The organism is Paenarthrobacter sp. 10N417, assembly GCF_056394745.1.
Window position 1 is genome coordinate 1 of sequence record NZ_JBFTIL010000012.1, and the last position, 13275, is coordinate 13275.

13 protein-coding genes are annotated in these 13275 nt (G+C 60.3%); 6 read left to right on the top strand and 7 right to left on the bottom strand.

The annotated features are described in order from the left end of the window. The 3 genes from AC1DCM_RS15145 to AC1DCM_RS15155 all read right to left on the bottom strand — a co-directional run. A partial coding sequence (locus tag AC1DCM_RS15145) for a citrate/2-methylcitrate synthase (RefSeq protein ID WP_477518836.1) occupies positions 1-422 on the bottom strand: 422 nt, incomplete at its 3' end. A 433-nt stretch (positions 423-855) separates the two neighbouring features. After that, entirely contained in the window at positions 856-2043 is a 1188-nt protein-coding gene (locus AC1DCM_RS15150; RefSeq protein WP_477518837.1) for an acetyl-CoA C-acetyltransferase, read from the bottom strand. Continuing rightward, the gene (locus tag AC1DCM_RS15155) at positions 2040-2186 is read right to left on the bottom strand and encodes a hypothetical protein (RefSeq protein WP_477518838.1); all 147 of its coding nucleotides are present in this window, start codon (positions 2184-2186) and stop codon (positions 2040-2042) included. The genes AC1DCM_RS15150 and AC1DCM_RS15155 overlap by 4 nt, the downstream gene beginning before the upstream one ends. 478 nt (positions 2187-2664) lie before the next feature. Between AC1DCM_RS15155 and AC1DCM_RS15160 the strand changes: the two genes are divergently transcribed. Next, positions 2665-3411: an NADPH-dependent F420 reductase gene (locus AC1DCM_RS15160; protein WP_477518839.1), complete on the top strand. Its 747-nt coding sequence runs from the start codon at positions 2665-2667 to the stop codon at positions 3409-3411. A 454-nt stretch (positions 3412-3865) separates the two neighbouring features. Here the strand turns inward: AC1DCM_RS15160 and AC1DCM_RS15165 are convergent, their stop codons facing one another. Together AC1DCM_RS15165 and AC1DCM_RS15170 are read right to left on the bottom strand one after the other, a co-directional pair. Further along, positions 3866-4120 (bottom strand): hypothetical protein, encoded by a 255-nt coding sequence (locus AC1DCM_RS15165; protein ID WP_477518840.1) that lies wholly within the window; start codon positions 4118-4120, stop codon positions 3866-3868. A 412-nt stretch (positions 4121-4532) separates the two neighbouring features. Further along, positions 4533-5432 (bottom strand): SMP-30/gluconolactonase/LRE family protein, encoded by a 900-nt coding sequence (locus AC1DCM_RS15170; protein ID WP_477518841.1) that lies wholly within the window; start codon positions 5430-5432, stop codon positions 4533-4535. Between the two features lie 244 nt (positions 5433-5676). Between AC1DCM_RS15170 and AC1DCM_RS15175 the strand changes: the two genes are divergently transcribed. The 4 genes from AC1DCM_RS15175 to AC1DCM_RS15190 all read left to right on the top strand — a co-directional run bounded on the left by AC1DCM_RS15175 (position 5677) and on the right by AC1DCM_RS15190 (position 8383). Continuing rightward, complete coding sequence (locus AC1DCM_RS15175) at positions 5677-6213, top strand: substrate-binding domain-containing protein (protein ID WP_477518842.1); 537 nt, start codon at positions 5677-5679, stop codon at positions 6211-6213. A gap of 165 nt (positions 6214-6378) precedes the next feature. Continuing rightward, entirely contained in the window at positions 6379-6816 is a 438-nt protein-coding gene (locus AC1DCM_RS15180; protein WP_477518843.1) for a cupin domain-containing protein, read from the top strand. A gap of 535 nt (positions 6817-7351) precedes the next feature. Beyond that, positions 7352-7678: a hypothetical protein gene (locus AC1DCM_RS15185; protein ID WP_477518844.1), complete on the top strand. Its 327-nt coding sequence runs from the start codon at positions 7352-7354 to the stop codon at positions 7676-7678. Positions 7679-8170: 492 nt separating this feature from the next. Then, entirely contained in the window at positions 8171-8383 is a 213-nt protein-coding gene (locus AC1DCM_RS15190) for a hypothetical protein (RefSeq protein ID WP_477518845.1), read from the top strand. A gap of 431 nt (positions 8384-8814) precedes the next feature. Here AC1DCM_RS15190 and AC1DCM_RS15195 read toward each other — a convergent pair whose 3' ends face one another. Further along, a complete protein-coding gene (locus AC1DCM_RS15195; RefSeq protein ID WP_477518846.1) occupies positions 8815-9255 on the bottom strand; it encodes an SRPBCC family protein in 441 nt (146 codons plus the stop codon). 141 nt (positions 9256-9396) lie between these two features. Beyond that, a complete protein-coding gene (locus AC1DCM_RS15200; protein WP_477518847.1) occupies positions 9397-10953 on the bottom strand; it encodes an aldehyde dehydrogenase in 1557 nt (518 codons plus the stop codon). Positions 10954-11774: 821 nt separating this feature from the next. Between AC1DCM_RS15200 and AC1DCM_RS15205 the strand changes: the two genes are divergently transcribed. Continuing rightward, positions 11775-13229, top strand: a complete 1455-nt coding sequence (locus tag AC1DCM_RS15205; RefSeq protein ID WP_477518848.1) for an MFS transporter — start codon at positions 11775-11777, stop codon at positions 13227-13229. Positions 13230-13275 lie beyond the last annotated feature (46 nt).

Genomic DNA, 13275 nt, shown 5'->3' on the forward strand with positions numbered 1-13275 from the left:
CGCTCGGACACGAAACTCTTTGCCTTCGCGCGGATCTCGTCGGGGCGATGGCTTCCGGTGCTCTGGACGCCGGCTACGGCTTCCCGGAGCCACCCGGCGATCTGTTCTCCGGCGCCGCCATGGTGATCACCGATGGTGAGCATCCCAGCTGCGATTCCTACCTGGATAGGATTCCCGTACGAGGCCATCATTCGCGTGACCGTGGTCGTTGGTGAGATGCCATGCTCCATGACCGAAACCATGATGGCCTCCAGGACGTGGGCCTGGCCATTCGTTGGCCACCGGCCGCTGATGAGGAGGTATGCCAGTTCACCGAAGCTGCGCTTGCCAATCATCGTGGTCAGCAGGTGGCCGCGAATGAGAACGTCGTCGTCGCGCACTTCCGCTATGTCCGTTGACCAGTCGTCAGTTGTCGACGCCATGGGCGCCTTCCTCTCCGCCAATCACACGTCACTCACCACGCGACCAGCTGCATCATCAAGAAACTAATGGAATCGCATCCACGAGCTTGATGGTATCGTATCCAGAACTGAAAATCGAGCTTGTCTTCGCGACGCTGACCCAGATGTCCTGGAGGTGTGATTGCGAAGATCCCATTAGGTCGACTTAGGCCTGAGGAAGCAGCCGAGCTAATCTCGTTCCCTTGGCTTGCTGCATTACGTACCAGTGGCAGTCAACAAGGACGTTGACACGTGAGGACATCGACTGCTGGACCTGATCGAAGTCACCAAAGGAGACTCATGATCTCGACCTGGAGCTGCCTGCCCATCGACCGCTACGGGCGGACACTGATGTGCTGTACGACCGACGGCTTGATGGGTTCCAGCACGATGAACCAGGGGGAAAAGCAGTAGGTCAGCGGGATAGCAGCAGTGCCTCGCCCTGGCCTCCGCCGCCGCACAGCGCCACGGCTGTTTTACCAGCGCCGCGGCGCAGGAGCTCGTGCACGGCGGAGACGACGACCCGGGCACCGGATGCGCCGATGGGATGGCCGAGGGCGATCGCTCCCCCGTTGACGTTGACTTTGTCCATGGTGAGACCTAACTGCTCGGCCGAGTGCAGGGCTACGGAGGCAAAAGCCTCGTTGATCTCCACGAAGTCCAGGTCTTCCACGGTCCAGCCTGCTGTCTCAAGGGCTTTGTTGATAGCGCGGGCAGGTTTGTCTGACAGAGAGGTGTCCGGGCCTGCGCACTGTCCCGGGGCACCGACGGTCGCAAGGATCCTGAGGCTATGGCTCTCTGCATAGCTGCGGGTAGTCAGGACGACGGCGGCGGCACCGTCGTTCAACGGGGAGGCGTTGCCTGCGGTAACCGTGCCGGTTTGGGAGAAGGCCGGCCGCAGACCGGCGAGCGATTCAGGTGTGCTGTCGGCGCGCACGCCCTCGTCGCTTCCTACGAGCTCGACCTCCCCGCCACGCCGGGACACCCGGACCGGGACGATCTCGGCGTCAAAGAGCCCGGCGGCCTGGGCGGCCGCGGCCCGGCGGTGGGAGTCGGCGGCGGTTTGGTCCTGATCGGCACGAAGGATACTCAAGGCATCATTGGCCCGGTCTGTCACCAGTCCCATTGCCTCTTGGTCGAAGGCATCCGTAAGGCCGTCATGGGCCGCGGAGTCGATCAGCGCAGTGTCACCGTAAAGGTGTCCGACGCGGGAACCCCGCAGCAGGTGCGGGGCGTTACTCATGGACTCCTGGCCGCCGGCGACTACCATCTTGACTTCTCCCAGCCGGAGCATCCGGCTAGCATCGATGATGGCGCTCAGCCCGGAGAGGCAGACCTTGTTGACGGTTGCTGCGTGAGCGCTCATCGGGATACCTCCTGCCACGGCAGCCTGCCGGGCAGGGTTCTGTCCGGCTCCCGCCTGGATGACATGTCCCATGATGACCGCGTCAACGGTGTCAGGACGGACCTTCGCCTTGTCCAGCGCCCCTGCTATCGCGGCGCCGCCGAGTTCAACGGCGGACAGCGCAGCGAGCTGGCCCATCAGCCTGCCTTGTGGTGTACGAGCGGCCCCGACGATGACAACATCAGTACTGCGATTCATTTTTCTCCTTGAACGGGTAGCGAGAACGCGTGCGGCGAAACCAGTGACGCTGCCAGGAAGCTGTGTTCCGGGAGTACGGCATCAACCAGGCCAAGCTCTGCTACCGCCTCTGCCGAGAGGTTCTTGCCTGCCAGTGAATCCATGATCACCAAGCAGCCACATAACGTACTTGGCGTCCATCTCGGCCACCGGAGTCCACGCCCCGCCCGCCTTCTGTGCCGCGCCCAGCAGGTGCAGGATGGCGCGGTCAAACCCATAGTTCAGAGAGCTCGATTTTCACTTCTGGATACGATACCATATTTTGGTGGATGCGATTCCAAGATTTTTGTGGCGCCTGGCAATCAAGTCACACAACTGGACCCCAACAATTAAGCACAACCAAATAGAAAACTCATGGATCAAGACGTCGTCGTTGGTGTACAGCTATCGCGAGTGCACTTCCAGGATTGGAACCACATAGAAGGTACAGAACGCCACAAGGGTGGTGGTGCTCATACCTTCTGTGGCGCGACGAGTTCACCGTCCGGGTGATCTTGGTTCTTCACCAAATAACTTTGCGGCGTCGATCCGCGTCGTAATCGGCATCTCTTCATCAGAGTGATCACTAGCAAGGAGAAAAAAGTGCGTATAGGAATTCTGGGTGCCGGCAACATCGGCACGACCCTGGCCCACCGTCTCGCCGCGGCGGGTCACCAGGTCAAGGTCGCCAACTCCCGTGGCCCCGAAACGGTGCCGGCCAACGCGCTGAACAGCGGCGCAACGGCCGTCACAGCGAGCGAGGTCGTCGATGGAGTCGACGTCCTCATCACCTCGGTTCCCTTTGCGCGGATACCTGACCTCAGGCCGCTGATCGAACAGCTTCCCGACGATGCAGTGGTCATCGACACCTCGAACTACTACCCCCATCGCGACGGAAACATCGCCGCGGTCGACGAGGGGCAGGTGCAGAGTCTCTGGGTCAGCGAGCAGTTCGGCCGCAAGGTGAACAAGGCGTGGAACGCCATCAACACTGGCTCGTTCGACTCCAAAGAAGCGCCCGTGGGTCATCCAGACCGTCTTGCCATTCCCGTCGCCAGCGACAGCGACGCCCAGCGCGCCTTGGTCATGTCGCTGGTCGAGGAGACAGGCTTCGATGCATTCGACGCGGGCCAACTCGAGCAATCGTGGCGACAGCAGCCAGGCACTCCCGTCTACTGCACGGACTTCCCCAAGGAGAAGATCGCGGAGGCCCTTGCGGCAGCCGACAAATCGCGGTCTATCCTTCGACGTGACCTGATGATCCAGGTGAACCGTGAAATTCTGAACGACCCTACCTCCGTGAGAGGTGAGGACTACATGGTTCAACTGCACCGCGTCTTCAACACCTAAAGGCGCGGTGGCCTCTTGAAGTGAAGCCATCCGCGGAGTTGCCCTGGACGAGCGCCGGGCTGCTGCCTGACGCGGCTATCTCCGATGCGTTGATTGGATCAGCGAACACTCGAATCGTGATGGCGCTGTTTGAGGGTGTCAGATTACCGGTGGATCCCGCCTGGGGCTTTGTTTGTTGATTTGGCTCTCGAAGGTGATCGTGAAGGCAATGGATGGGGGCTTCCAGCTCGTGACCCAGCGTGCCCACGTAAGCCACGCGCCGAGGCACTTCGCAGTTCTTATCGCCCTGAACCCCGTCTCCTCAAGCAGCGGTGCGGCCTCGCTGACCTTCGCCCGATCGTCCAGCTGGCTCTCGTTGGCCGTGAGTTGCTCATCCAGCGCCAGAACGTCTTTGGCCAGGCCGCACGGCCTCGAAACGGGCCATGGACAAGGAAAGCTCTTCCTCGCGGGAACGCTACTTTGAGACTTCGGTGATCTGGGCGTCTGTAAGCTTTTGGCGGGCATCGATGCCCAAGTCGTTGCCGCGCACCAGCCTTTGAGCGCGTTGTCCGACCGGGTCCGGCCCTTGCTCATGGATCCCAGCGCCGCGACCAGGATCCGCACGCTCTGGGACGCCGTCATGAAGGCGTGGTCGGGGTAGCCAGTCCACCGGCAGGAGCAGAACGGCCATGGCGATCCGGGGAGCGTCCAGGACATCTGACTTGCCCACGCCGCGGCTCCTATTGGCATACATCCCATGGGGCCGCGGCAACTGGGAACTCGTTGGTAGCCACGGTGCAGGTGAGGATCGCACCGCAGGATGCGGCTCCTTCGATGACTCAGAGGGTGTCCGCGTCAGCGTTGGTACGGCGTGCAGCCCAAGTGATGGCCCGATTGATCTCGGCTGCGGTGATCGGGAATGACTGCCTATCCAGTTGTCGCGTCGAGGATGGCGTAGACATGATTTTGGGCATGCGTATCGCCACCCACGACAAATTGATGGGCATGAGCGACGATAGACATAGCGGTCATTCGTGGGTTCACTGGGGTGCCGGCCTTCTGTTGGCCAATAGGTATTCAACAGTGCCTGGGTTGATGGTCCCGGTTTGCGTTTCTGTGAATGCAGGTTTGCGTATTGGGCCTTAAGGTGTTCCAGCGTGCGGGACTTCCACGTCCACGGCCGCCATGAACGCCTCCCTCGCGGCGCTGCGCTTTGCTGAGTTGAAGTCGGGGGCGACGCACATGAAGAGAGTGCGCCCTTCGTCACCGCCCAGGGCAACGGCAAAAACTCCGTTGGGAGCGGTGCTTACCTCATCAACGATTTCCCCGCCCTCAAGGATGCGCAATGCACGCTGATTGACGCAGTCAGCAATCCACACCGCGCCCTCGGCATCGAGTGCCAAACCGTCAGGGACAATCCTCGAAAGTTCGAGTCTTCGGGCTACGCTCGGCTCGCCGCCAAGGTCCCCGAAATTGGCGAAATCCCTGCGCGCGCCCAGAGTTCCGTCATCAAGGATGTCAAATGCCGAGATACGGTTGCCGAAGAGTTCATTCACAATGAGCGTCTGCTCGTCGGCGGAAATGACCATTCCGTTAGGGCACGAAAGATCTTTCCCCACAATTTCGCTCTCGCCATTGGGGCGGACCAGGACCAAAGTCGTGAATTCGTGATCGGCCCCGGCCATAAGATCAAAACCGAAGTTACCGACGTAGGCGTTCCCATTGGGCGCAACCACCATGTCGTTTGCGTGGCCGGGACAAAGGTCAGAAATATCGGCGTGTTCCACCAGTACCCCATCCTCTTCCATTCGCAGGACACGCTTGTCCTTCATCGACACAACGAGCATTCGGCCGTCAGGAAGCCATCCGAGGCCGGAAGGCTGCCCCTCTACCTCGCAGATCTTCTGAGTCGCGCCTGCGGCATCGACGCGATTGACACTATTCGTATAGAAATCGACGAACCACAGCTCGCCGTTGTGCCACCGAGGTCCCTCAAGGTAGGTGAAACCTTCCGCGATGGTGCGGATGGTGCGTTCTGACATGTTTACGGTCCCTTCTGTGCGCCCGATCCTAGCCGGTCAGCATGTGGCGGCGAACGCCGTACGCGCCATCTTAACCGAAACGCAGGGGCATTTGAATTCGTATTGACTAGTCTTTGACATCGTATCCAATCCGTACTACCATTACGTGGTGGAGATCACAGGGGTCGCGGGACTGACCCTGGCCACATTCGGCTCCGGGTCAGCGGTCGTGACCTCGTACCGGTACCTGCTATCAGAATTCGGGTTGAATCCTGAGCGAGACAACATCACCCTATCGCCGATGACCGACGTCGCGTCCCAGCTCGCAGCGCTGTCCCACGGAAGCATGGATGGAATCGCCAGCAGTCTTGGAGGAGCGGCGGCCGGAGCGAAAGCCCAGGGTGTCGGCGTGATCTGGGACCTGCCCGCGATGAAGGGCATCGAGGCCCTCCGGGCCGTTCCTTACCAGAGCATCCTGACCACTGCGGACACCATCAAGAATCACCCAGAGATGATTCAGTCCTTCCTCGACGCCTTCCATGAAACGCAGCAGGCCATGCTCAAGGGCTTGTCGCCCGAGGATGCGGCATCGCTGAAGAAACTTGTCGGACCAAAGATGGACGACAAGGTCTATAACGAAACGATCTCCGGCCTGGAACACCTGTTCCCGGACAGCTATCTAACTTCCGACGCATCGTCGGATGCCTTGCGCAAGGTGGCCCAAGTAAACACCCAAGGAACACTGACTGTCTCTGCCGCTGACGCCGTTGACATCAGCTTCGCCCAGAAAGTCCAGAAATAGGCATTGAATCTAAAATTGGAGACTCAGCGTGATTGAGTCGATCAGGGCATTCATAACTGAAGTAGATAGTGCCGGTATTTCCAGGTTCCGTTCGACCGACACGATAGAGCCCGTATTCGTACGAACTCCAGTCGGGGACCAGGGCAAGGAGCGCACTGGAACGCTGTGGCAGGTCTGGGGTACATCAGACGGTATCCCTGGCTTCCACGATCCCGCGGAACCAGTGGCTTCCCCCAACTTCCCAGGCCCCGGGGGACGCGCTTCCCGGTCTTCTCGCTTCCGCCTGATTCGTCGGTTACCGATGTAGCCGACCGCGAGGGTGAGTCGTCTGGAGACCTTCTCGGTATTGCAGATACGCACGAGACTGATGGTGATGCGTCATTCCACACGTCTTCCACTTATGACTACATTTTCGTCGTCGAGGGTGAGATTGTGCTTGAACTGGACGAGGGAAGGCGCGAGCTGCTCACTCGTGGCGACTGTCTGGTCCAACGAGGGACCCGCCACGCCTGGCGTAATCTATCTTCCCAGCCAGCGGTTCTGGCTTGTGTTGCTGTGGGACTAATGGCGGCCTCAAGACCGCGGTCCTCGAATAAGTATTGAAGGAGCCCGATCTGACGCCTTAGGAACAAGCCCAGGCAGCGAACTAGGTCGAGAGAATCGCGAGTTGAGGACGGAAGGACGATTTCGGGCACCCCTCGATCAGACCCAATCGAGGCTTCAGGCTCCACAACCTTCGTCGTTAGCGACCGCGCCCAACCGCGGGCTAGGGCCATGCTCCGGGTCATCGGTTACGACGCAGGTGACTACCTAAACCACTGGGGCAACCTGTCCGCGAAGGGCAACCTCCAGCGCCTGCCGAAAGATCTTCCAGCAGCAAGGAAGCCGATCAGTGGCAAGCATTCTTCCGCCTGATGAGAGCCGTTTGTCTCCACGGGACCTTCGCCGGCGGCAATGGGTGTCCAAAATTCCAATGGTGCACGTGGGCAACCAATCAATGGAGCGGTCCCTTCCCCGAAGTTACGATGTTCTTGGGTCACTCCGTTTTGAGGATCCCCACAAGCCGGAGAGCGTCGTGGTCGCCGCCGGTGAACCGTGGTTTATGGCACGGTTCGGCTGGGACTCACTATAGGCACTTATGGCATTGCCTGTGGATCCGTCTCTGGCTTTAAGTACCGTTCAGTTGCGGGCGGACCATCAAGGCAGCCTCGTGGATGAGCGGAGCGAGGAGGTGCCAGGGAAGATCCTGCGCGAGGTAAGGCTCGATGTCTCCAACGCGCTGACGCTTGGCGGCAAGTCCGCCTACTACGGCAGCGTTGATGCGACACCGAAGTTTGTCGCGTTGTTCGGTGAAGTAAGCTGCCGGAGATATGCCACCGATACCACCGCGGGCCTCATTCCCCGCGTGCGCTCTGCGAAGTTCAGGGTTACGTCTACGGCGCCTATTTACCTAGCTCCTGGATAGCGTACGACGCCGGTGACAAGGGTCTTGCGGCCGAGTACCGGGAGTTCGGGGCCGCGGCTGAAGAAGCAGTTTAACGAGCAGTTCTGGTTGCCCGACCTCCGGCTACTACGCCATCGCCGTAGACGGAAGAAGCGGCCGGTTGAAGCGAGTGCTTCCAAACATGGGGCAATGCCTGCTGTTAGGCATCATCGATGATGAACAACGCGCAGCTGGCTGAACGGCACATGTCCCCGGTGATGTTCAGCGGCTGCGGCTTACGAACCTTGGCCAGCATGGGACCTATAACGTCGCAAGGTACCACAACGGATCGGTGTGGCCCCACGAGAACGCGATCATCGCGTCCGGACTCCTTCGCTACGGCTACATCGAGCAGGTGCAGTGGATCTCCACAGCCTTGTTTGAGGCGGCCGAATACTCGGAAAGGAGGCTGCCGGAGCTGTGTTGCGGATTCAGCCGCGAGCACTTTGATGAACGCATATCTTACGCCACAGCATGCTCCCCCATGCCTGGGCTACTACCACGCCCATCATGCTGATCAAGGCGCTGATCGGCTATTACGCCGACGTCTCTCGCGGTGGCCTTTGGTTGTGTCCCGCGCTCCCCGAATCCTACGGCGACCTGCAAATCACAAATGTCCGCATGGCAGAAAGCCTGATCACTATTGACATCTCCGGTACCAAGGCAATCATTCAAGGGCTGCCCTAGGGGCATGCAGTTCCACCACGGAACCCAACTGCGGGTAACGGAAAGCGTGGAAACGGCTAACATGCGCGGAAAGGAGTAAGCGTCGAGCATGTGCTGGCCCGGCCGAGCCTTGTCCTGCACAGAATTCTTGAACGGGCCACGCCTTCTAACAAGCGAACTGCGGTTCCCGCTGGTGGCTGTCGGCACCCGGAGGCCTATGTTGTCCTTAATTCCGAGAACCAGCGCGAAAATCGGTTTGCCCCCAACGCTTCCCCGCCGCAGACCGCGTAACTCGCTTCAGCCCCAAACCGCATCCTCCTGGAAGAGTGGGCCTACGCTTGGCCCTTCCTCTCAGAAGGACTTCATCGAGCACAACAATCGGGCCAGGCCTCAAACCGCACTCAAAAGCGCCTCACCCGCCAGCCGCGTCCCAACCAACCGGTTTAGTACACCTAGGCGCCGGCAACCTCGGGCTGCGGTGCTTCCTCACCGGTCTCCAGGACCTTGACCAGATCAGACCACAGCATGTCCATGTACTCACCGCCGAGTTCCGCCGCCCACGAATCCGGAGCGATGTCAGTGATCCACTCGAACCGGCAGCGACCGTCACCGGTGTCGAAGACCCGCATGGACCCATGGTGATAGGTGCCTTTCCAGAATGACGATTCGAGCACCGTGTAAGAAGCGTACATGTGCTCAGGATCGATCGTGATGTTCAGTTCCGGCTGCTCGAGGCCTCCCCCGTTGGAGATTACGGTTCGCACAGGACCCTCGATGCGATTCTCTTCGATGAAGCTGAACACACGGATGTCGGCCCGCATGAAGCGATCCACGATGTCCCAGGCGGCCTCCGGAGAGACGCTCAGGTTTGCTGCTTTAAAAAAGATTGCCACTGGTGGCCCTTTCGATTGGCCCGCTGAGGCGGAATTGACTTGATCTGTGAAGTATTGGCTGGGGACGGACAGGGCTTCGGGTGGCTAGGGTTGGTTCTACCACTCTGCCTCCCAATGTCGTCCTGTTCCGAACGGGTGTGGTTACACTTCAGGGCTTCCCGGTCCGTCACCGCGGCGCACCCCATTTGTCACCGCATCCGGCAGTTGCTTGCCAGGCTCCATCGAGATCGTGCGGCTGTGGAGGTACTCGTCCACGGCGGTCGGGCCGTGTTCGCGTCCTATCCCTGACTTGCCGTACCCACCGAAGGGCGAACCCAGATCGGCGGTGACGGTGTTAACAGAGAAGGTCCCTGTCCGGATGCGCCGTGCCACCTCGAAGCCATGGGCGTCGTCGGCGGTGAACACCGATCCCGCGAGGCCGTAGGGGGTCTCGTTCGCGATGCGGATGGCGTCTTCCTCGCCGTCGTGCGGGATGAGGACGGCGACGGGGCCGAAGACCTCTTCGCGGGCGATTTTCATGTCGTTGTGAGCGTTGGTGATCAGCGTGGGCTCGTAGTACCAGCCCACGGACATGTCGGCGGGGCGACGGCCTCCTGTAGCCACGGTGGCTCCTTCACCACGGGCCTCCTCGACGAAGGACTCGACGCGATCACGCTGCCGAGAGGTTACGAGCGGGCCAACCACCGTGTCCGGGTCCATAGGGTCGCCGATCTTGAGGGACGAGAACGCCTGCGCGAGCGCCTCGGCGTACGCGTTGTACTGCTCGGCCGGCACGATGAACCGGGTCCGCGCAACACAGTGCTGTCCCGAGTTGGCACCGACGCTGCCACCGACCAGCGCAGGTACGACGTCCTCCAGCCGCGCATCGTCCAGAACGATTGCTGCAGACTTGCCTCCGAGCTCCAGAAGGACCGGCCGCACCAGGGCACCACAGGCTGCCGCGATCTTGGCGCCGACCGCATCCGATCCGGTGAAGCTGACCATGTCGACGCCGGGGTGCTCAACCAGGTACGCCGATTCGGCCGCCTCGGCAGCAACGATGTTCACGACGCCGGGCGGCAGACCTGCTTCCTCGAAGATCTCCCCGTAGACGAATGTGGCAAGCGGGGTGGGCTCAGGGACCTTGATCACCACGGTGCAGCCCGCGATCAGTGCTGGACCCAGCTTCTGTCCGATCGCCGGAATCGCGAAGTTGTAGGCGGGGAACGACGCCACCACGCCAACGGGCTCGCGCACGACGAGGCTGTTGCCGGCCATCGGGACCGTGGGGCCGCCTGCTGATCCCCCGGTGAATCTCGTGAGATCACTGATCCGGACTTCCTCGAGCTCTAGCGTCCGCCCCACCTCAGCGTAATAGTTAAAGCTCATCACGGGCGCTACCGTCATGTAGTACTGCGAGAGGAGCATGGAACAACCCAGCTCTTCGGAGATCAGGGGTGCCAGCTCATGCTGACGCTTCTCGATGCCAGTGGCGATGCGAATGAGGTAGTCGGCGCGCTCGGCAGGACTCATCCGGGGCCACGGGCCGTCGTCGAAGGCCCGGCGCGCTGCCGCGACCGCGTCGTCGATGTCTTCCCGTGAGGCGGCAGGGACACGTCCGACGAGCTCTTCTGAGCGCGGCGAGATCACCTCGAAGCTACGGTCTGACTTTGCGGCGCGCCAGGCGCCGTCGATGAAGAAGGAATCGCGCTCGATCATATAGATCAGTTGCCTTTCTTGACGATGTTGCCGGCGTCGACAGGAAGCGCGACGCAGGTGATGAACTTGGCGTGATCCGATGACAACCACCCGACCGCGTCCGACACCTCGTTGGACTCGATCCACGGCAGGTCAGAATGCGTTGAGGGAGGAGAAGGCACCATGCACATCGTCGACGCCAGGATTGTCAATGTACGGCGCGACCACGTTGAACAGCGCCCGGTTCATGATCAACGGCGTCTTGACACATTGCCGACGGCGTGCAAACGCCATTGACTGCGAGCAGCTCCCGTCACAAATGCGACGTCGTTCTTGAGCAAGCCCATGCCTTTTACCTCAGCCCTGTCTTATCATTCGCATCAAGACCCGCATGGCGAACCATTCCTCGAAGCGCGGCGAATAAGTCAACGACTAGTCATCATGGAATCGAATTCAGACAATCGTAACCTGACGTCGGCGCGCAAGCAAGTGTCAAGCCTGCCAGCTGTAGCCGTCAGATGTGAGATCGATGCACCCACGCGGGTATTGCATTGGAGCACCGCCTTTGACTACGATGCCAAAGTCGAGGGAATCTCTCCGGCGCGAACTTCTTCAGCGGTCGCGGTGTACCGAAAGCCGTCCTTGCCCGTGACTACGGGATGAGCCGCGAGACGGCTTGCCAGTACCTGCGTCACGCCGGGCCGGGAAGTGTAAGCGCTCCGAAGTCCGTTGCTCCACTGAACACTTCAAATTGCACGCGCATGGGGTTCGCTTCGTTGCGCAACTGACTCAAAAATGATGACTCCAGAGATTACTGGGTCCAAAAACACGGGTGGTCAAAGATGACACAATTTCTATCGGCCCAGGCTCTTGCCGGTCGATTCACTTCGTTAGTTGCACTAGTATGGCTCGGCGGCGTAACCGTAGACATCCAGTGGGGCACCCTCCCTCCGCTGGTTGGGGTGATAGCGGCAGAGTCCGGCCTTTCGGGGTCGGAAATCGGGTGGGTCTTTAACGCAATGATGGTCGGCAGTGCCATCTCTGTCGGCCTCACTGCACGTATGGGCGACATCTATGGGCATCGCAAGGTCCTTATTGCACTGAGCTTCCTAGCACTGCTGGGATGCGCCTTGGCTGCGACTGGTGATGGTTTTTGGCCCCTCGTGGCGGGCCGATTCCTTTTGGGCTTCGCTGTTACCCTTCCTCTGAGCTGGGGGCTCCTGCGCCCACGGGCTACCGCTCGGCAGATCCGAATTGTTTCGTTAGGACTCTCATTCGTGATGGCGATCTTTTCACCGATCGCACTCGTTGTGGGCGGCTTTGTTGTTGGGTTGGGATTGCCGTGGCAGAGCGTTTTCTGGGTGAGTTTCGCCCTGTACGCGGTGCTGCTGGTGCTTGCCCTTGTCTCATCTGAAACGCCCGCTGCTTCCCGTTATGTCGGTCGCTTGAACTGGTTCGCTTCGCTGGGGCTCGGCATTTGGGTCACGGCGCTGCTGGTCGGAATCAGCGAGGGACCAGCCCTGGGCTGGACTTCACCCACCGTGGTCGGCTCGTTTGGCGTGAGCGCCGTGACGTTGACTCTCTGGTCGATTCAGCAGCGACGCAGCCAGGACCCCCTGATGTCGTTCCGCAACATGGACCGACGTCAGGCCATCATCGGATATTCCGGGATCTTCTTGGTAAGCGTGGTCGGGGTGAGCATTTTTCTCGCGCTGCCGGCTAAGTTGCAGACCCCAATGTCCTCTGGGTACGGCCACAGTCTGTCTGCCCTCGACTCTACGTACGTGCTGCTCGCGATCATTCCCGGCTCCGCGCTGGGATACCTCTGGACTCGATGGGGACTCAACCGGCTGGGTCCGAAGATCGTTCTGATCATTTCCGGAACCGCCTCGATTGGTGTCTTTCTCGGTTTCGCATTCGCTAACGGCCCGGTTTGGATGTCCTGGGTGTGGGTCTTCGGCTATGCCCTCGCAACACTGAGCTGCTTGACCACCGGGTACTCACTCGTCGCGGCCGCCGGGCGCCAGGACAACATGGCGGTGACCATTGGCATGCAAAGCATTATCCAGTACGTCTCCGGAACGATACCGACCGCAATTGTGTTGAACGTACTAGTACCCGGTGCCGATGGATTCGTTCCTAAGGAAACATTTGATGGCATCTTTGTGGGGGCCGCCCTGGTTGTAGCCGTGTTTGTCCTCATTTGGGCCTCCCTTGCCCCGAAGCGCCTCACAGATCGGCACGCAATCGACACAGAAAGCGATCCCACGAAAGTCAGTATTGCCAGTCACTCGTAAGGCCAAGAGCAGTGCCGCAGCACTGGTAGCTGGATGCTTCGTCTTC